Raw genomic sequence first — 19,318 nt, forward strand, 5'->3', positions numbered from 1 at the left:
AGTTAAGGAAGTTTTTGAAGGAAATGACGGAATAATTTACCGGGCATTTTTGCGGGTTTAAGCCCTTGGGCGCGTTGTTACTAACAAATCGATTTTTGTTAGCAGACGCACGTTTTTATTGCATAAAAAACGCTGTTGATGACGACACCAACAGCGGCAAAAAACGTTTTCCTCAGGTTGAATTTACCCCTTACAAACTCGGGTCGAATTCTACGATCCATTCGATACCGTATTTATCCCTGAACATGCCGGCGTAAGTACCCCATGGGCCCTCGCCTATAGGGCCTTCAACATCTCCGCCAGCCGATAGGCCGTTGAATATTTTGTCGGCCTCTTCGCGGCTTTCCGTGCTTACGGCTATTTTCGATCTGTTCTCGGCTTCGTTTACCCGCCCCATAAATTCGGGTACATCGTTGGCCAATAGCACATTATTTTTGCCAAGAGGGAGTGCGATGTACATTACTTTTTCAGCCTCATTTTCCGGCACCTGGAATTCGGTGCTTGCCAGATCTTTGAAACGGATGATCTTGGTGAACTCGCCGCCAAAAACCGATTTGTAAAAGGTGAACGCTTCTTCGGCATTGCCGTTAAAGTTGATCCAGGGATTAATTGCTCTCATAATTTTATGTTTAAATTGTTTGTTTTTCTACTTATTTCTTGCTTTACGCCCTTGTTTGTGTTGTCACCAACAAGCTTATGATTTATTTCTGCGATAAGGTTGCCAGCAGATTCTCCAGATTCACCAATGTTAGCTTAAACCCTATGGTGAAGCCTTCCAGCAGGCTTTCCATCCGCTCGAACGATTCATTGTAAATGTTGATACGCACGGTAGTCGTTCCGTTTTGTTCGCTGAAATTGTAATCCCATTCCGATCCCGGCAATTGAGGGTTTTCGTGCTCGTCGGCAAAGGAATTATACATTTTATAGTTGGTTTTTGGCGTTATGGAAGTGTACGTCTGCAACGACCAACGCTCTTGCCCATCCGGACTTATCATCGCATAAAACCTCTTCCCTCCAACTTCAAAGTTCATGTATTTGGTTACGGCGCGCATAGGCGCGGGGGCGCTCCATTGATCAAGCAGTTCCTGTTTGGTGAAGGCATCCCATACCAAATCCTGTGCTGCATCAAATTCCCTGGTTATCGATACCGTTTTGGCTGCCTTGTCAACGGTGAAATCAAATAGCAAATCGTTGTTCATTATTTATTGATGATTAGTTAATAATTGTATTGGTATCAATGCTACTTCGTGGTTTGGTTTTTTAGTGTTGATAGTAGTCCGTCGAGCTGATTGAACTGTGTTTCCCAATTTTTCCTGAACTGAGCCACCCAAATGTCGAATTCCTGCATTTTTTTCGCGTTAAAGTGATAGTAAATTTCCCTGCCGCTTTGCTCTGGCCTTATCAATTCGCATTCGTGCAGTACCTTAATATGTTTCGATACCGCCTGCCGGCTCATGTCGAAGTTTTCGGCCATGGCATTTGGCGTTAATGCCTTAAGCGCAATTAAGGTTAAAATAGCCCGGCGTGTCGGGTCGGCAATGGCCTGGAATATATCTTGTTTCATCTTTTAATATTTAAATGTGCAACTCTCTGGTTGCAAATATATATGCAACTTTTGAGTTGCGCAAATTTATTTGAAAATAGTTTTGGGTGGGGGAGATGAGGAACGAGGCAGCGGCAGATGTATGCGCTTATATTTCATTTGTAATGATAAATAAACCAATGGTTAATATTATTATTAAATTAATATCATTTTGGTTAATTTGCGGCAAAAACCATCCTACATGAAAAAACAACTTATTAGCTACTACTTAGTTTTAACATTATGCCTGGTGTTCTCCGTTAACGCCCGTGCGCAATTTGGTGGCCTCGGCAAAAAACTGCTGGATAAAGGCACCGAGGTAGTCTCCGGCGGCGGATTGAACAAAATACTGAAACAGCCACAAGCCATCACCACCAGTTTTAAAGACGTTGATAAGAAAGGCTCCAAGCCGCCTTCGTTCACCGAGGGGCAACAACCTCAACCTTTGTACCTGTTACCCAAGGCCCCAACCGGCGGCTTTAAACTTTGCGAAGGTTTTTACGAAATGACCAACAAAAGCTATTGCCTGCATGCCGGTACCCGCGGCCCAAGCAGCGGCGATGGTTATATGCTGGCGCCTGTTTTGGGGCCCAAAAAGGATGTGGTGATATTGATCCTGAAAAATGCCGAAAAGCACCCCGAGGTTGCCCAGCGCAGCATACAGGTATTGCTTTGGGCCATTATTGCCCGCACCCGCTTTGTTGATATGGGCAACGATATTAAGCTTACCGCAAGCACACTTTTAACGCCGCAGCAACTGCTGATGCTGGAGGGCGGCGCGCTGGGCGTATTACCGGCAAGCCTTATGGATAAAGCCAAAGGGGAGTTGCCTCCGGCTGTACAGGCGGTGTTTGAGGCGGAGAATAATATCCGCAGGCTTGCGGCATCCGGTTCCTCATCGTACGAAGACATGGAGAAATACGCTGTACTTGCCGGACTTGCCCCGCAGCCCGACCCGGAGGTACCCTCGGGCATATGGAGCTTGCACCCGGATGGGTACTACATCCGTTTTATCCCCAGCGGCTACTCCATTACCAAAACACAAATTTATGTGCCCAAAGAGCTTATCGCCACCAGGCCCGACCTGGTGTACGATGCCCCCAACGGCATAGCCTGCCCCGCAAACGTAGGTTCGCAGCGCCTGGCGCAAACCAACGAGCCCCTGCACCCCGATTATACGCAAAAGCTAAAAACGATTTGCTTTAATAAATAAGCATAGCCGCCGGGTAGCGATAAGCTGCCCGGCGGTTGCTTTTTATATCGGCTTTCGAATGATAGTTTATATATTTGATAAACAACCAACAACGCTGATGTGTTTTTTGGTAAGGTTGAAAATGCTATGACAAAATTAAGCCGTTATACAAATTTTGATGATCTGAAAGCCAGCAAAAAAGCCGACAAACCGGTACCTGTTGGCCGCGAAATAAAACCGGCTGAATTGGAAGAGTTTTTTAACCTTTTGAGGAACAACCTGGTAACCGAAAAGGCTAAATCAAAAGAAACTATCGTTCATGAAGAATAGTTTGGTGGGCAGCATAGTTGATGTTTGTGAGGTGCTGCAAAAGCACGGCGTAAAATATCTTATCGTAGGGGGCGGCAGATTTAGAAGGCGTAGCTTTATGCTATTTGTTTTTCATTATTTTTTGAAATTCGGCTTGGGTTAGAATATCTAAAAATTCATCGCGAAAGTGCCACGCAGATACATACCCGGCCGAGACAACAAAGCCCATCACCCAGGTTGTTTTTCCCTTCCATAGTTTAAATGCACAAATATCTGTTGCTGTAATAAAGGGACTTGTTGCACCTAAATGTTGGTGCGAGGATGCTTTTATCGCCTCTGTACCGCCGGTTGCCAGGGGGATAAGATTGTTATGAAGCTTTGTTTTTTTTATGATGTTATCGTCTTTGTCGAAATTGATCAGGTAATCATTCCCTAATAATACTTCATCCGGTGCTGTTTGCGCAGTGATTATATAGACTCTTTTTGCCCCGTTTTTTATAATAGGAACAAGATTTAAACTGGTATGCTCATAATACTGAAAAAGCGTATCGTTCGAAACAGCCTGCGCTGCTTTTAACCGGATGGTATAGAACTCTTTTTCATTTTCGGTAAATTTTCTTGTTATGGTGTCTATACTGTATTTAGACGAGTCTAAACCATCATCGAACTTCACTGTCGCTATTACTACCGGATCCTCATTTTTAGAAAAAAAGATAGTGGCCATTCCTTTTTCAGTCTCATAAGAAAAATATCCACCGGATAGTAGCTTCTTCGCGCCAAAGCTATAGGCGAAAATCGGTGTACTATGGCCCGACGCCCATTCCGAACGATAAAGCGTCTCGCCCTCTGCATAAATGCTATCGGCAACCCGTCTCAGCTCATTTTTTTGTGCGATTGCGTTTTGCACCAGTATAAATAGGGTAATTAATGTAAACAGCTTTTTCATTAACGGTGAAAAGGTTGGTAAATATTTTGTGAATATAAATAACCTTGCGGATTTTGTATAACGAAGCGGCATATAGAACGGTAACCCTCCGCCCGATCGGGCATACGCGCCTGACGAAAAAAATATGTAGCGCCCATGCTGCGGTGTTTGGACTGTGCCGATTCGGTGACGTTCGCCGGTCGTGGACGTTTGGTAGGGTGACGGTGGTAATGCGCTACTTTGCAAGTTTGGCAGGCGTACGCCTTTGCTTAGCCCGGCTCGGATACTCACGCCAGAGGGGAGAAATGTAGTGACACCTTAGATTTTTATTCCTCCACATATCCTTTTAGCCTGCTGATTAGCTCATAAATTCTTGTAGAAGGACATGAACTGGATTCTGCAACTTCATCATGCATTTCTTCAAGTTCTTTTGCCCATTTTATTGCCTGGTCCAGATTTCCGTTTTTCATCAAATGGGCTACGACGCGTTTACTGTTTTTGGTGTACTTAAAACCAAATTGCTTGGTCAATATTTTAATGTAGTCGCTCCTGTGCAGAGCATTTTGCAAAAATTGAAAGTGAAGTACGTACCATAACTCAAACGACTGGTTTGAATGGCCGCTTTCGATGCCTTCCTTTGTTGCCAACGCAATAGCGCTATGGTAATGTTCTGCCGGAAAATCATCTTTGTCGTAAACAGCCCAGACTTCGTCGTAATCAGGCAGTTTAGTATTAGCCTTACGCCTATCACGAAGCTCTATAGCCTTTTTGACGACATTGACTGTGTTATCTCCGACACCTTTAACATCTATTGTGCGGAGCAAATTTCTTGGCAGCAAGTCCGCCCAATATTCAAAATAAATAGGTTCTGTCCTGGTTCCCTCCGAAACTATAAGAAAATATCTTCGTTCATTTTTCGAATCAATTGCAACAGGTACTACTATTTGTTCTTTTAATTCCGCCAGGAAGACGTTAAAGTTAAATTTATTACTACTTTTCGCCATTGTCTGATAAATCAAAGTTTTCGATAAAAGGAATTGCGCCGTATTTTCCTTCTAAATAATTTTTATCATAAGGAGCTTCTTTTCGTACTTTAAATTCCGCAAGCGTAGACACGCGTGTGGCACCAAGCCTGTTTTTCTCTACAAAGCAAATTTGGTCCCTTCTTAACAGCGCGTTATCTAATAGCGCTGTATCGTGGCTCACCGCTAACAATTGAGCCTTCGATCTGGTTCCTTCAGTATTAAATAATTGTACGATGGCTTTGATAAGGATTGGGTGTAAACGTGCATCCAGTTCATCTATAATAACCAAATTTCCGTCTTTAATCGCACTAATCAGCAAGCCGGCCATATTGTAGAACTTACGGGTGCCTTCGGACTCCCGCCCCCGCAAACGGAAGGATTCATAGCCCGTTATATTTCCATCATCATCATAAACGTCATGAATTCCGAAAACAGGGCGTGGATCTTTATCGATACTGGCGTTCAGCCGATCATGTTCTGACTGAGGCCTATTTTCGAGAAGTTGCTCCTTCATTTCGTCGGTCAACTCCCATGCGCGGACCGATTTCAGTCCAAAGTCCGCTTTTTGAATAAAATCATTCAAGGTCGTGGCGCTTTTTTCATCTTTCAACAAATCACTGGTAATATTCCGGTAACGTTCATCCTGTAATCCATGAATTGTGGCTATATTGAAAAACCAATTCGAAATATCTTCGGCTACAGAGACATTCCAGGTCGCAGCGACAGATAAGAACAATGCATTTTTCCGCATCCGCTTTTCCAAGCCAGTGCCTCCGGGAAACCTATTCTCATGAATTTGAATTTCCTGTTCAATTCTAAGAAACACAGGTTGAACGGTGGTGCTTTTTACGAGTAATAGCCATTCCTTTTTCACTGAATCGCGATCAGCTTCAAATCCATAACGGTAACGATTGTCATTTATAAAAAACTCCGCTTCGAAAAAACTGGGCTTGTCTTTCGTCGTATCATTTAAAAGAAATGGCTCTACCCTTATCTGTGCATGGCTTTCTTGGTCGGTCGCTGATTTGAGGATAATTGATCTGAAAAGTACAAAGGCGTCCAGTATTTTCGATTTTCCGCTTGCATTAGGACCGTATAGAAAAACGCTTTTCAGAAAGTCGCCTTTTTTTCCATGATAAACATTGCTGTTTTGGTGTTCAGTAACGGCCGTAGCGTTAAAATTAATTACAACCGGTTCTTTGATCGATTTGTAATTTCCTACTTTAAAATAGACTAGCATATTGCGTGTTTTGTACAAATAAAAGATATTTTTTGTTATGCATTACAAAAAATCAATGCAAAAATGCACGAAATGCGCATAAATTACAATATACCAACCCTGTTAACAAACCCGAATGATTTAAGGCTGTATGTTTTAGAATACTTATTCAACCGCTGTAGCTGAGTTTCCCCTGACTGTGACCGGCATGCAAAATTACCTACAAGCATCGACGCATTGTTCAGCCTACGGTGGGTGTTATCACTATAGCCGTTAACTTAAAGGATTAAAGATATTATCATCAATTTGAAAAGCCGCTTTTTTGCCTTTTTGGGTTTGATAAGCAAGTGGTTTATGATAGGAAAGATAAATACTTCGCACCAGTCGTTGAAACTACGGTGCCTTTCATTACTTTTCTTAAAGCATAACCGTATTGCCAGACTTGTTTAAAGAACACATCTTGGCGCGAGGATGCAGCTATGGGAAAGAGAGGGGCGTGGCTTTTTTATCAGATTCGGTTAATATACAGTACCACCTAATTTGCACGTCGGACACGAGTAGCCCACCGCTTAAACCTAGCCCGGATACTCGCGCCAGAGGACGGCTAACATTTATTTTTAAGCGGTTTTACAATTTTGTGTTGAGAAAATAGATTAAGTGTTGCCAAATTGGAATCTGGATATATGTTTTTCATATTATCAAACCCCGCAAATGTTAATCTTTTTTGCAGGTGAATGGCCGTTGGTTCATTCAAATAAATTAGTTTGATTATCATAACAGAGACAAGAATTCTCACATATTGTAAATATTCCGCGAATAGACTGTTTTTATAGGTTCCGCCGTGTACTATCTTGGATCTTAAAGCGTAGATTTCTCTAACGTTATCAAATATGATATTTCCATTAATTTCATTATCCGCACAAAGTAATGCCAGTGTTCTTTTGATTTTGTACGTGATTTCAGTTTTATTGTCAACTAAAGTTTCCATAGATATACAAACACTAACGAAACTCATGTTCGTAGGCATGTTTTGAAAACTAGCTAAAAAGGCTTCAATCGCTACCTGGACGTACTTCATTTTTTTTATCCTTTTAAAATAAAGCTCTATGAATTGATTAACGCCATGTTTGTTTGCATTAAAAGGATAGGTGAAAAAGCTATCGTAATCTATATGTGGCTTTTTTGCTTTATAAAATACAGTCACAATCCATTCTAATTTCTTAAAATTAATAAAATTGAATTCAGCGACCGACTCAATCTCTAAATTAGTTAAAAACATAATTTTGAGCAATTCAGCACATTTGTAATAAATTAAAGAGGAGACCGGTTTCGAAAAATCTAATGGTAGTAACACATAGCCATATTTCAGGTCTGAATTTTTTTCTATAATTCGTCGTATGCAATTAAATAGTGAATATTCATCTCCGGTTTCCGGTGGAAACTGGTTGGATAATAATTTAAATGATTCGGATGTTACGCTGTAACATTTGACATTCACGGAGGAAAAATCTAAATCTGATAAATCAACAAATGAACCAGAAAGGACACATCCATCTATTCTAATTGGATTGATATTGAGGGGCTTGCTCATTTCACTTATAATTGTTGTAATGCCAAGAAATCATTTAATTGAGTGTTAAAAAGTGAAAACATGTGATCATAAAAGCTTTCTAATTTCAGAGAAGTCAAAATCTAACCTTAGATTTCTATGCTGCATTTCATTTTCCTTTTTATTAATTTTTCAATATCATCTCCGCATCGGCGCGATGATGCAGCGCGGGAAAAAGTGGGGCGTACTCACTTTCTTTATCAGCTTCGGTTAATATACAATACCGCCTAATTTGCACGCCTGGCACTAGTAGCCCACCGCTTAAACCAAGCCCGGATACTCACGCCAACTTGAGGGCCGCAAGTGCAGACGCGGCCTATAGGTTGTTAAATTTGATGTCAATAAATGCAATTTGCCCATTATATTTATTTGTTACATTCTGGCCAATAACTTCAATCTCACCCGATACAAGACTTTCAGGGCGTATGTTAATTGCATAGCCAGTATCTGGTTTTTCCATATGGTCTTTTTTATTTAAACCGTTTAAAATGTAATTACCCTCGAAGAGCGCAGGGTCTTTTTCGTCTATAGCGCGCTTATATCCAGTCCTAACAATTTCACCATTTGCTCTCTTGACGTCGGTGATAACTTGTGTTTCAAACATATTTACTACGTAATCAAGTTCTCCTAAAAATTGATTTATAAATAAGCCTATCGTTATCGGGGTGATGATGTCGTCGTAATAACGAATAGTGTACACTTTACCGAGAATATCTAAGAACCGAGAGTCTATCAGTTTTGTAACATCATAATAACAGTCTGCAAGTTCTTTTTTTAGTTTGTCTATATTATTTAAGTGGACTTTCATCTCTTTTTTTGTTTTGCCATTAAGTATTAGTACTACTTTGATGTACTTTTCAACGGTGGTACTGGCAAGTGTTAAACCTTGTAACAGAAGGCCATTATTTATTAAAAATCGTGCGGCGATGTAATCACGAAAAGCAAGTTCTATAAATGAAAATGCTGTTTCTGATGATGAATTATTTATTGTTTTCATATAGGAGTTTGATTTTTCTCAACTTTACGCTAGTATTCAGCGTTGGGAAAGAGCGCATTGTACTCATGACTTACTTTATAAATTTGGCGGTTTAAATTACGTTAAACATCGCCACTTGGTCGCGCCTCTTTTCCAAACAGAAGTTCATTAACCTTGTCCAAAACATCATTGTCAAACATTATTGGATTAAAGCAATTTGAGCACAAAAAGATTCCCTGATAGAAGAATAAGCCAAAGTCAGCTTGGACAAGTTCATTTTTGTTTTTGCAAATCGTACATTCATTTGTAAAACATTTGCCCAATTCTCTATAGAAAATTTTGGTTTTTTTGGGTGACGACTTTGAATATACCATTAAGTAAGCCAGTACCCGTTTCAAATTTTTATAAAATAGTCTGTTTTCAAAATCATCAATATATTGAAAAAGAATTTTATCTGCTACAGAGGTTGTGTACATCAGCAACATCGGTACGGCGGTGTAAAAATGCTCCCATTGGGTATTCGTATCATCTTCATTTGAAAAAACAAAATTTAGATTTTGATTAGCAGTACGGTATTTGGAATGGCCCGTTACAACATGAAGTGCTTGATTGGTGATGCCATTAATTCCTGCATTCATCTCTTTATCATATCTCAGTTTATAGATAAAATCGGCATCGTACATTACGTTAATATTTATACAGGAAACTGCAGACCTAATGATTGTTTTTTTGTCTAAACCACTATCACTTGGGTCATACTTTTTTATATCTCCCTCATGATAAAATCGGTTAATAAAATCTTCTTTATCAACAAGTAATTGTTCTAAAATTAATAATTCGTCTGTAAATGGTTTTCTCAATAAAGCATAGGCAACAGGCATCTTCCCTTTTTTTGCAATATTTATTGCTTCGTAAAGGAAGTTTATCATGTCGTTCAATATTCCGAGAGTCAAATGTTTTGTTAGTACCTCTACGAGCTCGTCATTTTTCTTATGCGCTTTTAAAATATCTAAAACGTCAATTTTTTTATCGACAAAAGCATTTTTTAATTCCTCTTGACCGTGAAAATTAACATTAGTCTTTTTAAGAGTCGAATAATATTCGTCAGCAAAGACTTCTGTTAATAAATCATAGACGTGTGCCAGGACATTATTTGCTTCGTGATGCTTTTTAGGTAAAGCAACTTTGTCATTTTTAATAATTTCTAACATGTGACAATTTACGTTAATTTCTTATTTGATTTTTAAAGCATCCACCTACTTAAACCCGATAGCTTGAATTGAATAGCGGGGCAGAGCCCAACCAACGCACCACAATCCCTGCTTTCCCAAACCCAAGTATAAATCCATAGCAGGATTAACTGTTCCACCCCCGATTTTTAATTTATTTCCCAATTTATATAAGTAGTTATTAGTTAAATACTTATATAAGTTATCTCAACAATGGGGGTGTTCCAAAGTGTTCCACAAAAAACTGCAACTATTTGATAGTCAGTACTTATTTAAAAATAGGTGTTCCACATTCAAATTGGGACACCTGGCAGCGTCGGCGTTAACCCCTCCATGCCTTTGCGCGCTCCTTCGGCAAGCTTAGGATGACCCCGCGCGCCGTCCACAGGGAGAGGATTTTAGCCACCCTCAGCAAACTGCCAACTGCCCACCGCCAACTGAACCTAATCCTCCGGCCTTTCCTTCGCATCTGCCATCCTCACAATCCTCGGCTCAAACTTAGCCAGCACTTCTACCAAACCTTCCTGTGCGGCCATTACAGTGTGGATATCCTTGTAAGCCATCGGGGCCTCGTCCATATCGCTGCCCATCAGGGTGATGCGTTTATCAACCAGGTTTGCGGCAATGGCGGCTGCGTCCAGCGTCCTAAACGCTGCGCTACGGCTCATGGCACGGCCCGCACCGTGGCTGGCCGAGTTGATGCTGGCGGCATTGCCTTTACCGCGCACCAAAAAGCCGGGGGTGCTCATGCTGCCGGGGATAATACCCAGCACGCCTTCGCCGGCCGGGGTGGCGCCTTTACGGTGTACCATCACTTCGGTACCATCGGCCAACTGCTCGCGCCAGGCAAAATTGTGGTGGTTCTCTATACGGGTAAGCGGCGTAATACCCAGGGCACGCGCAATTTTGTTGTGTATCTCGTGGTGGTTGGCGCTGGCGTATTCGCCGGCCAGGTTCATGGCAATCCAGTATTCCTGTCCTTCGTCCTTATCCAGATCCAGCCAGGCCAGGTGCTTGGCTTCGGGCGGCAGCTTGGTTTTGGTCATGGCAATTTTGCTGTAGTAGTCGGCCACGTTGCCGCCAAACCCGCGCGAGCCGGAGTGGGAGAGCAGCGCCAGGTATTCGTCCGCGGGGATACCATCCAACGCGCCTTCGGCGAGGGTAAGTTCGCCCCATTCCACAAAATGGTTGCCGGTGCCGCTGGTACCCAGCTGCGCGTAGGCCTTATCCTTCAGGTTACGTATCACCTTGGTTTCGTTCCATGTTTTGCTATCGAACAGCGAGCTGTCGTGGTAGGCTTTGGTGGTACCGCCAATGCCGAAGTTGGTGTGCTCCAGCAACAGACCCTTCAGCAGGTCGGTTTCGGTATCCACCGTCACCGCAGGCAGGTGGAAAATGCTGAGGCACATCCGGCAGGCGATATCCACGCCCACGGCAAAAGGGATAATGGTATTGGCCGTAGTGGCCAGCACCCCGCCGATGGGCAGGCCGTAGCCCTGGTGCGCATCGGGCATCAGCGCGCCGGCAACCGTAATGGGCAGTTGCATGGCGGTTTTCATCTGCGTAAGCGCACCAATCTCTATATTTTCCAGTCCCCATACCGGGAAATCTGCCAACTCCTTCTTCAACTCGAACACGCTGCGCTGCTGCTTCACGAAACGGCCCTCCTTGCGCAGGGCGATAACGTCTTCGGCCAGGTTTTTGAACTTGCCGTCTTTTTTAAGGGCGTAGGGCATCGGGTCGTCTATCAGGGCCTCCAGATTGGCCAGTATCTGGGTTTTATCCATCACGCCGTGCTTCAACAAGCCGTTGGCCACGCGGCTAAAGTTGACCAGTACATCAACGTCGTTGATGCCTAGTGCTTTTAATTCGTTGTTGGATACTTTTTCTTTCAGCCCCGCTGCGCCTTCATGGAACAGGTTTGGGGCGGTTGTTTCCCTTTTCATGATACAAAGTAATACAGCTACTGCGCAATGTATTTGCGCAGTAGAAAATATTTTGATAAATTCGTCTGAACTCGAATTTTAAGGAATTTATTGAATTGGCAGAATCTGAGCACACGAGTATCATTCTGTTCATTCAAATAATTCCCCCCGATTCGAGTTCAGACAATATAGTGTGAAGAGTAAGGTCAAATAATTCACTCATTCAATAATTAATTAAAGTGCCCGTCAACCGCAACGCCCTCATCCGCTACCGCACCATCGACCAATGCCTGCAGAACCGCCGCCGTAAATGGACGCTGGAGAACCTCATAGAGGCCTGCGGCGAGGCCATCTATGAATATCAGGGCATAGATACCGGCGTAAGCCGCCGCACCGTGCAGGCCGATATGGAGATGATGCGCAGCAACAAACTAGGCTACGAGGCACCCATCGTAGTCATCGACCGGAAGTACTACACCTACAGCGATAAGGACTACAGCATCACCAATAGCCCTATTAACCAGCAGGATATGCAGGTGCTGAGCGAAGTGTCGGACCTGCTGAAGCAGTTCAAAGGCTTCAACCACTTTACCGACCTGAACGAGATGGTGAGCAAGCTGGAGGATAAAATATACTCACAGAAAACCCACAGCGCGCCGGTAATCGATTTTGAGAAGAACGATAACCTGAAAGGGCTGGAGTGGATAGAGGTAATCCGCAAGGCCATCGTAGCCAAAAAGGCTATCTGCGTTACGTACCAGTCATTCAGAGCCCGGCAGGCTAACAGCTTTTGCTTCAGTGCTTATTTGCTGAAGGAGTACCGCAACCGCTGGTTCGTGCTTGGCGTGTCGCACCAGGGGAGGGGCATGTTGCTCAATTTAGCGCTGGATAGGTTGCAGGACATTACCGAACACCAGGAGCCCTACCGCGAAAATACCACCATCGATTTCGCCACTTACTATAACGATGCCATCGGCGTTACCAAATCGCCGGGGCAGCAAGATTGCGAAGTGGTATTCTGGATGGATAACAAGGACGCGCCTTACGTAATTACCAAACCCCTACACCATACCCAAAAGGTGCTGCGCGATGATGGCGTGGGCAAAATTTTCAGCATACGCGTAATATTGAATTTCGAGCTGGAGCGCGAGTTGCTTGGCTTCGGCGCCAGGTTGCGTGTGCTTGGCCCCCGGCCCTTGATCAAACGGATAAGGGAACAATTGCACCAGGCCGTTAATTATTATAAAGCGCCGGAGAAGGAGGGGTGATGGCTTTATTGCCTTGTATAAACAAACAGGCCGTTCCACGTAAATGGGACGGCCTGGTTGGAATGGAGGAGGCGGGGTTAATATTTTAATTCGCCCATTAATTTATCAATAATGCCCTTAAGTTCGGGTTTTTGCGCAGTCAATTCCTTTGCCGGAACAATTTTGTTATCATATTCAACGCTGTACGCAAATGCATCGCGGCTGCTTGTAACATTGTTATCAATGCCGGTAGCATCTTTAGCATCAAAGAAATCTTTTAGTGCTTGCATTACAAGGGGCGGATGAGAGGAGATATCCTCTTCTGCTGTTTTCTCCCTCCCTACAAAGCCTCCGCTTTGGATCAACTTAAGTTTCATAAACAAATCTAATTAAACACCCACGCTATTCCAAGCGTTTACCACCGCCAGCGTAGTGGTACTGTTGCTTCCGTAAAGCTTGGACGATTCTTCTATTGTTGCGTTCTTAAAATCAGCAAAAGTGGCGTTAGTTGGCACCAGTGTTTTGTTACACATAGCGTTGTACCAAATCTGGCCGGCTTTATCCCATGCGTAACCGCCAATGTTAAATGCAGCTAAATAGAAAGCATGGTTTGGTATGCCCGAGTTTAGGTGCACACCTCCGTTATCAAATCTGCCCTGAAAGTAATTGCTCATGTGCGCGGGTTGCGGATCGTCGCCAAGGTCGGGGTGGTTTATATAAGCCGTCCCGGGAGCTTTTAAAGATCGTATCGCATAGTTATCGCCGCGAAGGGTATTTTCTCCAATGAGCCAGTTGGATTCTATAACATCCTGGTTGAGCACTTTTTGCTTAATCATTATGCCGAATATATCTGCCAGCGATTCGTTTAAGGCACCGCTTTGGTTTATGTAATCCAGGTTGCATTCATACTGTACCACGCCGTGCGTCATCTCGTGCCCGGCAATATCTATATCCAAGGCAAACGAATCGAATATGTTGCCATCGCCATCGCCGTAAATCATCTGTTTGCCGTCCCAAAATGCATTTTGATACCCACTGCCGAAATGGGCCGTTTGTATTATCGCCATGCCCTGGTTGTCGATAGAATTACGGCCAAATTGCGAGTTGTAAAAATCCCACACGGCACCGGCGTTGTCATAAACGTTGTCCAGGTCCGCATCGCCCACGGGTGGGTCGCCCTCGCTTCTTACAAGGTTGCCCGGCAATGTCTCGGCGTGCCCGGCATCGTACACCAGGCGATTTAGAGTTGCAGTGTTGCCTTGTGCCGCGATAATGGCGGTTGAAACAGGCGCATTGCCTAAGGTGTTTTTTTCAAAAAGCAAACCTGCTAAAACCAGCTTATGTTCGTTATTTAGTTTAGAGAAGGTTTGGCGCCTGCCGCGTATTTCATCGTCGAGCGCTAAGCCGCCGATATTCGTTGCCAGAAGCGAATGTGTTGCATCCGTTTGCGAAATGAGCTTCGCCATCATATATGGCGGTATAATGCAATGTAAAGAGTTACGGCAGTAATGGTGTGTACACATGATGATAAGTTTAAGGGTAATGAAAAATGTAGGTTATTAATTATATAACACCGGGGCAAGCAGGGTAAATAAAGGCGTCAGTACGGCCCCGACGAGGGTCGATTCCTCCGTCCCGATATGGAACTTTACCGGCCCGCCGAGCGAAATCACCCAGATAATAAATGCCAGGCTGGTGATGATAAGCTGCGTCGAATCGGTAACGCCTCCTTTGCGTTTTATAAAAAAGTTTGCCACCAGCAATATGACAAAAGCACCTATTCGCAACCCCGCGTGCGCATCGTCCTGCATTGAAGTGGTGGGGCCGGGTAAGAGCACCGATACGGCGAGATACACCGATACCACTTCGGCAGGTATAAGCTTTAAAAGCCGGTCTTGGTACGGGTCGGGTTGGGTGGGAAGCGCCTTCGGTGGAACAAAACCGTTTTTCACCATCGATCTGGTAATAATTTGTAATGACATAATGATTTGTATTAAGGGTTTAATGTTGCGTGCTATACCCAAAATTACCGTAGGAGCCGGCTGAGACGAAGCGTGGACTTACGCATTTTGGATGGCGTATTTATACGGTGGTGAAACGGGGGCTAATACGCTTATAAATAATATTTAATAGGCGCAACTTGCACAGCAGACAATAAAATAATTTATATTTAGATAATTAACCCTTTATTCACAATTAAACACTTAAAACAATGTCAATCCCTTTACTGCCCATCGGTCTCGAGCGATTTAACGAACTCAAAGACAATTACGAAACATTGGCCCCATCCAACAAAACCATCTCCGGGTGGGTGAGCCTGGTGGAGTTAGTGACGCTGGTAAGCCAGAACAACGGCAATGGCGTACGGATATACTTCGGCCGCTATAAAGATGATGAACAGCCCTGCCCGGGCCAAAACACGGTAATGTTAGTTGCCACGCGAGGTAATGCCACCCCAACCACCTTCGATTCCAAAGATGTGTTAACCAATCACTCTACCATTTTATTAACTAGCTTTGAAGGTGCGCCCGGCGATGTTATACCGCTTTGCCCGCCCGCCTGCCCATAATATTTTCTAGTATTATTGAAATATTTGATATGCAACATACAGCTAAACAATGTATTATTGTGAATGCTAAATGTTATCATAGGGTCAGTATCGCTTTTAATTGCGCTTTTCGTTTCAATAATATTTAATAAAAAGCCCGGGCCCGCGCGGCTCTGGCTTTTTACTTGGTTTTTGCTGTTTACGTTCGTTATCCAAATTGCAGGATATTTGTATTCCTGGGTAAGCCACGGGGGCAGCAATCACTTTATTTTCAATTGCTATATTATTGTTGAATATGCTTTTTATGCGTATATGTATTATCAGGTTATAACCAGGGCCTTGTTTAAAAAGGTGGTGATATACAGCTCAGTAATTTTTATGGTGTTTTGTTTATATCAGATATTTTTTGTGAACCATTTTTTTCTTTATAGCTATATCTCGCGCAGTGTGAGCGAATTCGTGGTGTTATGTTACTGCCTTTTGTACCTGGCAGAGTTACTTCAGGCCGATGAGTTTATCAGTTTCTCAAAAACGCCAATGTTTTGGATATCGACAGGTATTATGATATCCATCGGCGGTATGTTTTTGTACATGTGCTTATTTAGCTATATCCTCAAGAGTGGAACGGACAAAGGCGGCCACATCTACCTTTTGTTAGCAACCGTGTTAAGCGTTATCGAATATTCGTTGTTCACTATTGGTTTTTACGTAAGAAAGAATGCGGGATAGCGATTTGATGCTGGCCATTTGTTTTGTAACGGTGCTTATTGTTGCGCTTACTTGCTTTATGCTGTACGTGCTTTTATTGCAGCGCAACAAAAGCAACAAATACATTACCGAGCGGGAACTGATGAAAGCCAACTTCAACGAACAATTGCTGCGCTCACGGCTGGAGATGCAGGAGGAGAGCTTCAACGCCATCAGCATGGAGATACACGATAGCGTAGGGCAAACCCTTAGCTTGCTAAAAGTGCAGCTGAACATTATAGAGCAGAAAGAGATATTAGATAAAACGCTGCTTACCGAGGCCAAAGCAAACGCGGGCAAGGCCATGAATGATTTACGCGACATTGCAAAAAGCCTTAGCACCGGGCATATACAATCGCTCTCGCTGGTAGAGATGGCTGCCCAGGAACTGCGGAGGATAGACACCACCGGCATTGTTGCTGGTACATTGCTTACACAAGGCGGCGAGAAGCCCGTACAAAACGAAAAGAAACTCATCCTCTTCCGCATGGTGCAGGAGAGTTGCCAGAATATCATCAAGCACTCCGGCGCTACGCAGATTAAGATTGCTATTCATTTTTACGATGAGGAACTAACAATCCAAATCAGCGATAATGGAAAAGGCTTTGATCCCTGCATTTTGGCGGGGGCCGGAAAAGGCCTCGGCTTGCAGAATATCATGAGCCGCGCCATAGTAATTGGTGGCCAGGCCGAAATAAGGAGCGGGATAGATGAGGGTACAACCATTGGCATTACCATGCCATACAATTAATAACAGATGAACATAGCTATAGTAGATGATCATGTGCTTTTCCGCAGGAGCCTAAAGGTGCTGATAGAACTTTTTCCCGGTTATAAGGTTACGCACGATGCCTCGCACGGCCAGGATTTAATCAGGCAGCTAACGCCTGCCAGCCTGCCCGATATCGTGCTGATGGATATCAATATGCCGGTGATGGATGGCTACGCAACTACGGCCTGGCTGCGCAATAACCACCCTGCCGTTAAAGTGCTCGCCTTGAGCACTATGGATGCCGAGGCCGCCATCATCAAAATGATAAAAAGTGGCGCTTGCGGCTATGTACTTAAAGATGCCGAACCGGCCGAACTAAGGATGGCTTTTGAGGAAGTGATGAGCCGCGGTTATTTTTATAACGAGCTTGTAACCCGCAAGGTGATGCGCTCGGTAGGCTTACTTACCGAGACCAGGGGAAATTCCGGCACCTTCGCCAACTTATCGGAACGGGAGCTTGAATTGCTAAAATACATCTGCACCGAGCTTACTTACAAAGAGATTGCCGATAAGATGTTCCTGAGCGCACGCACCGTAGAGGGCTACCGCGACAATTTATGCGAGAAATTGAATCTAAAAAGCCGCGTTGGGTTGGCCATGTATGCCATCAAAAACCAAATCGTAACCAGTTACTGATTCAGGAACATTATAGGCCTGCTGAATCGTTCATTATACTTTTTTTGCAATTAATACCAAATAACGCGCAAACCGTGCGGGCCAATCCTAACTTTTGTATTATTGTATTATAAACCAATAATACCCGCTTATGGCCATCCGCAAATGCTTTTATATCCTGGCGTTCATTTCCCTGTTTTTAAATCTTCCAGGGTACGCACACCCCATAGTCGGCGAACCTGGCGTGTTGAAGGCAAAGCAACTAAAACCTGTGGGCCGGTATCTGTTCAACAGTAGCGGCCAGTTAGAACTGATCAGTTCGGCCGTGCATTTCGGCTTTACGTTCAGCGGCAGCAAATGCGAGCTATACGTAGGCCTTAACGACCCTAACACCCACAGTTATATTCAATACGAACTGGATGGCGTGTACCAAAAAAGGGTGCGCGTAGAAGGCAGCGTAGGCGAGCCCACCGTAATTACCGCAGCAGGAGAGGGCAAGCATACCATTTGGATATATAAAGCCACCGAAGCACATACCGGCCCCATTATAGTAGACAGGATTGCTGCAAAGGATATAAAACCATTGACGGCACCCGAATTGCCCATGATTGAATTTATTGGCAACAGCATTACCTGTGGCGCCGCGGCAGATGCATCTGACGTGCCCTGCGGTACGGGCCAGTATCACGATCAGCATAACGCGTATATGGCCTACGGCCCGAGGGTGGCGAGGGCTCTCAATACCAATTTTATGCTGAGTAGTGTAAGTGGGATAGGCATTTACCGCACCTGGAATATGGATGGCCCATCGATGCCGCAGGTGTACGAGAAGGTAGATTTCCAGGTGAACGGGAGCAAGAAATGGAATTTTAAAACCTACAGCCCCAAAGTAGTGAGCATAGCCCTCGGCACCAACGATTTCAGCAACGGCGATGGCAAAACTCCGAGGAAGCCACTGGATACGGCGGTGTTCCGAAGCAGTTTCGTGAAGTTCATACAATTAGTGAAATCCAAATACCCAAAAGCCCGCATAGCTTTGCTGAGCAGCCCGATGATAAAAGGGGAGAAGCGCGTAATCCTGCAAGATTGCTTAACCGCCATCGCCAAAAACGTAGATGCCTTATACCCCGGCGATAAACCGGTGGCTACGTTTTTCTTCGAGCCGATGGATCCACGCGGCTGCAGCACGCATCCCAGCGTAGAAGATCATGCCATTTTAGCCGAACAGCTTACGCCGTTTTTTAAAGGACTGCTCGAAAAATAGCAGCAGTAAGCTACCCCATTTTGAAAAAAAGCATGTTATTATGACAGGTGATGCTTATTGCGTTCCCCGTAATTTAAGCTAATTTTATGCGTCAGGCCTGTAAATAAAAAAACTTGGCATAAGTTTGGGGCGCA

20 protein-coding genes are annotated in these 19,318 nt (G+C 44.0%); 7 read left to right on the top strand and 13 right to left on the bottom strand.

Annotated elements, in window-relative coordinates; translation table 11 throughout:
• Positions 1–190 precede the first annotated feature (190 nt).
• From AC1DXC_RS08825 to AC1DXC_RS08835, 3 genes are all read right to left on the bottom strand, one after another.
• Complete coding sequence (locus AC1DXC_RS08825) at positions 191–619, bottom strand: VOC family protein (RefSeq protein ID WP_477458781.1); 429 nt, start codon at positions 617–619, stop codon at positions 191–193.
• Positions 620–701: 82 nt separating this feature from the next.
• On the bottom strand, positions 702–1,199 hold the full coding sequence (locus tag AC1DXC_RS08830) for an SRPBCC family protein (protein ID WP_477458782.1): 498 nt from the start codon (positions 1,197–1,199) through the stop codon (positions 702–704).
• A 41-nt stretch (positions 1,200–1,240) separates the two neighbouring features.
• Complete coding sequence (locus tag AC1DXC_RS08835; protein WP_477458783.1) at positions 1,241–1,564, bottom strand: ArsR/SmtB family transcription factor; 324 nt, start codon at positions 1,562–1,564, stop codon at positions 1,241–1,243.
• 220 nt (positions 1,565–1,784) lie between these two features.
• Here AC1DXC_RS08835 and AC1DXC_RS08840 point away from each other — a divergent pair, with 220 nt between their 5' ends.
• Together AC1DXC_RS08840 and AC1DXC_RS08845 are read left to right on the top strand one after the other, a co-directional pair.
• Positions 1,785–2,795, top strand: a complete 1,011-nt coding sequence (locus AC1DXC_RS08840) for a hypothetical protein (RefSeq protein WP_477458784.1) — start codon at positions 1,785–1,787, stop codon at positions 2,793–2,795.
• 126 nt (positions 2,796–2,921) lie between these two features.
• The gene (locus AC1DXC_RS08845) at positions 2,922–3,104 is read left to right on the top strand and encodes a hypothetical protein (protein ID WP_477458785.1); all 183 of its coding nucleotides are present in this window, start codon (positions 2,922–2,924) and stop codon (positions 3,102–3,104) included.
• A gap of 100 nt (positions 3,105–3,204) precedes the next feature.
• Here AC1DXC_RS08845 and AC1DXC_RS08850 read toward each other — a convergent pair whose 3' ends face one another.
• The 7 genes from AC1DXC_RS08850 to AC1DXC_RS08880 form a co-directional block, all read right to left on the bottom strand.
• Positions 3,205–4,029, bottom strand: a complete 825-nt coding sequence (locus AC1DXC_RS08850; protein WP_477458786.1) for a hypothetical protein — start codon at positions 4,027–4,029, stop codon at positions 3,205–3,207.
• 305 nt (positions 4,030–4,334) lie between these two features.
• Positions 4,335–5,012, bottom strand: coding sequence for an RloB family protein (locus AC1DXC_RS08855; RefSeq protein ID WP_477458787.1), 678 nt, complete (start codon positions 5,010–5,012; stop codon positions 4,335–4,337).
• Complete coding sequence (locus AC1DXC_RS08860; RefSeq protein WP_477458788.1) at positions 4,999–6,291, bottom strand: AAA family ATPase; 1,293 nt, start codon at positions 6,289–6,291, stop codon at positions 4,999–5,001. Before AC1DXC_RS08860 ends, AC1DXC_RS08855 begins: the two co-directional genes overlap by 14 nt.
• A gap of 565 nt (positions 6,292–6,856) precedes the next feature.
• Positions 6,857–7,843 (bottom strand): hypothetical protein, encoded by a 987-nt coding sequence (locus tag AC1DXC_RS08865; RefSeq protein ID WP_477458789.1) that lies wholly within the window; start codon positions 7,841–7,843, stop codon positions 6,857–6,859.
• 334 nt (positions 7,844–8,177) lie between these two features.
• The gene (locus tag AC1DXC_RS08870; protein ID WP_477458790.1) at positions 8,178–8,858 is read right to left on the bottom strand and encodes a HEPN domain-containing protein; all 681 of its coding nucleotides are present in this window, start codon (positions 8,856–8,858) and stop codon (positions 8,178–8,180) included.
• A gap of 101 nt (positions 8,859–8,959) precedes the next feature.
• Positions 8,960–10,048, bottom strand: a complete 1,089-nt coding sequence (locus AC1DXC_RS08875; RefSeq protein ID WP_477458791.1) for a hypothetical protein — start codon at positions 10,046–10,048, stop codon at positions 8,960–8,962.
• 461 nt (positions 10,049–10,509) lie between these two features.
• Positions 10,510–12,012 carry an RtcB family protein gene (locus AC1DXC_RS08880; RefSeq protein ID WP_477458792.1) on the bottom strand — a complete coding sequence of 501 codons (1,503 nt, stop codon included), beginning with the start codon at positions 12,010–12,012 and terminating at the stop codon, positions 10,510–10,512.
• Positions 12,013–12,230: 218 nt separating this feature from the next.
• Between AC1DXC_RS08880 and AC1DXC_RS08885 the strand changes: the two genes are divergently transcribed.
• Positions 12,231–13,259 carry a helix-turn-helix transcriptional regulator gene (locus tag AC1DXC_RS08885; RefSeq protein WP_477458793.1) on the top strand — a complete coding sequence of 343 codons (1,029 nt, stop codon included), beginning with the start codon at positions 12,231–12,233 and terminating at the stop codon, positions 13,257–13,259.
• Positions 13,260–13,336: 77 nt separating this feature from the next.
• Here the strand turns inward: AC1DXC_RS08885 and AC1DXC_RS08890 are convergent, their stop codons facing one another.
• The 3 genes from AC1DXC_RS08890 to AC1DXC_RS08900 all read right to left on the bottom strand — a co-directional run bounded on the left by AC1DXC_RS08890 (position 13,337) and on the right by AC1DXC_RS08900 (position 15,220).
• The gene (locus tag AC1DXC_RS08890; RefSeq protein ID WP_477458794.1) at positions 13,337–13,621 is read right to left on the bottom strand and encodes a hypothetical protein; all 285 of its coding nucleotides are present in this window, start codon (positions 13,619–13,621) and stop codon (positions 13,337–13,339) included.
• Positions 13,622–13,627: 6 nt separating this feature from the next.
• Entirely contained in the window at positions 13,628–14,707 is a 1,080-nt protein-coding gene (locus AC1DXC_RS08895) for a M4 family metallopeptidase (RefSeq protein WP_477458795.1), read from the bottom strand.
• A gap of 90 nt (positions 14,708–14,797) precedes the next feature.
• The gene (locus AC1DXC_RS08900) at positions 14,798–15,220 is read right to left on the bottom strand and encodes a hypothetical protein (protein ID WP_477458796.1); all 423 of its coding nucleotides are present in this window, start codon (positions 15,218–15,220) and stop codon (positions 14,798–14,800) included.
• A 230-nt stretch (positions 15,221–15,450) separates the two neighbouring features.
• Between AC1DXC_RS08900 and AC1DXC_RS08905 the strand changes: the two genes are divergently transcribed.
• From AC1DXC_RS08905 to AC1DXC_RS08920, 4 genes are all read left to right on the top strand, one after another.
• On the top strand, positions 15,451–15,807 hold the full coding sequence (locus AC1DXC_RS08905) for a hypothetical protein (protein WP_477458797.1): 357 nt from the start codon (positions 15,451–15,453) through the stop codon (positions 15,805–15,807).
• Positions 15,808–16,504: 697 nt separating this feature from the next.
• Positions 16,505–17,284 (top strand): sensor histidine kinase, encoded by a 780-nt coding sequence (locus tag AC1DXC_RS08910; protein WP_477458798.1) that lies wholly within the window; start codon positions 16,505–16,507, stop codon positions 17,282–17,284.
• Between the two features lie 6 nt (positions 17,285–17,290).
• Positions 17,291–17,941 carry a response regulator gene (locus tag AC1DXC_RS08915; protein WP_477458799.1) on the top strand — a complete coding sequence of 217 codons (651 nt, stop codon included), beginning with the start codon at positions 17,291–17,293 and terminating at the stop codon, positions 17,939–17,941.
• Positions 17,942–18,071: 130 nt separating this feature from the next.
• Positions 18,072–19,184, top strand: coding sequence for an SGNH/GDSL hydrolase family protein (locus AC1DXC_RS08920; RefSeq protein WP_477458800.1), 1,113 nt, complete (start codon positions 18,072–18,074; stop codon positions 19,182–19,184).
• Positions 19,185–19,318 lie beyond the last annotated feature (134 nt).

Source organism: Mucilaginibacter sp. P2_D11, assembly GCF_056404435.1.

Coding starts and splice junctions, on each gene's coding strand:
- AC1DXC_RS08850 (WP_477458786.1), bottom strand. CDS start 4,029: ATGAAAAAGCTGTTTACATTAATTACCCTATTTATACTGGTGCAAAAC.
- AC1DXC_RS08900 (WP_477458796.1), bottom strand. CDS start 15,220: ATGTCATTACAAATTATTACCAGATCGATGGTGAAAAACGGTTTTGTT.
- AC1DXC_RS08915 (WP_477458799.1), top strand. CDS start 17,291: ATGAACATAGCTATAGTAGATGATCATGTGCTTTTCCGCAGGAGCCTA.
- AC1DXC_RS08920 (WP_477458800.1), top strand. CDS start 18,072: ATGGCCATCCGCAAATGCTTTTATATCCTGGCGTTCATTTCCCTGTTT.
- AC1DXC_RS08905 (WP_477458797.1), top strand. CDS start 15,451: ATGTCAATCCCTTTACTGCCCATCGGTCTCGAGCGATTTAACGAACTC.
- AC1DXC_RS08875 (WP_477458791.1), bottom strand. CDS start 10,048: ATGTTAGAAATTATTAAAAATGACAAAGTTGCTTTACCTAAAAAGCAT.
- AC1DXC_RS08880 (WP_477458792.1), bottom strand. CDS start 12,012: ATGAAAAGGGAAACAACCGCCCCAAACCTGTTCCATGAAGGCGCAGCG.
- AC1DXC_RS08830 (WP_477458782.1), bottom strand. CDS start 1,199: ATGAACAACGATTTGCTATTTGATTTCACCGTTGACAAGGCAGCCAAA.
- AC1DXC_RS08870 (WP_477458790.1), bottom strand. CDS start 8,858: ATGAAAACAATAAATAATTCATCATCAGAAACAGCATTTTCATTTATA.
- AC1DXC_RS08840 (WP_477458784.1), top strand. CDS start 1,785: ATGAAAAAACAACTTATTAGCTACTACTTAGTTTTAACATTATGCCTG.
- AC1DXC_RS08865 (WP_477458789.1), bottom strand. CDS start 7,843: ATGAGCAAGCCCCTCAATATCAATCCAATTAGAATAGATGGATGTGTC.
- AC1DXC_RS08910 (WP_477458798.1), top strand. CDS start 16,505: ATGCGGGATAGCGATTTGATGCTGGCCATTTGTTTTGTAACGGTGCTT.
- AC1DXC_RS08825 (WP_477458781.1), bottom strand. CDS start 619: ATGAGAGCAATTAATCCCTGGATCAACTTTAACGGCAATGCCGAAGAA.
- AC1DXC_RS08845 (WP_477458785.1), top strand. CDS start 2,922: ATGACAAAATTAAGCCGTTATACAAATTTTGATGATCTGAAAGCCAGC.
- AC1DXC_RS08835 (WP_477458783.1), bottom strand. CDS start 1,564: ATGAAACAAGATATATTCCAGGCCATTGCCGACCCGACACGCCGGGCT.
- AC1DXC_RS08895 (WP_477458795.1), bottom strand. CDS start 14,707: ATGATGGCGAAGCTCATTTCGCAAACGGATGCAACACATTCGCTTCTG.
- AC1DXC_RS08855 (WP_477458787.1), bottom strand. CDS start 5,012: ATGGCGAAAAGTAGTAATAAATTTAACTTTAACGTCTTCCTGGCGGAA.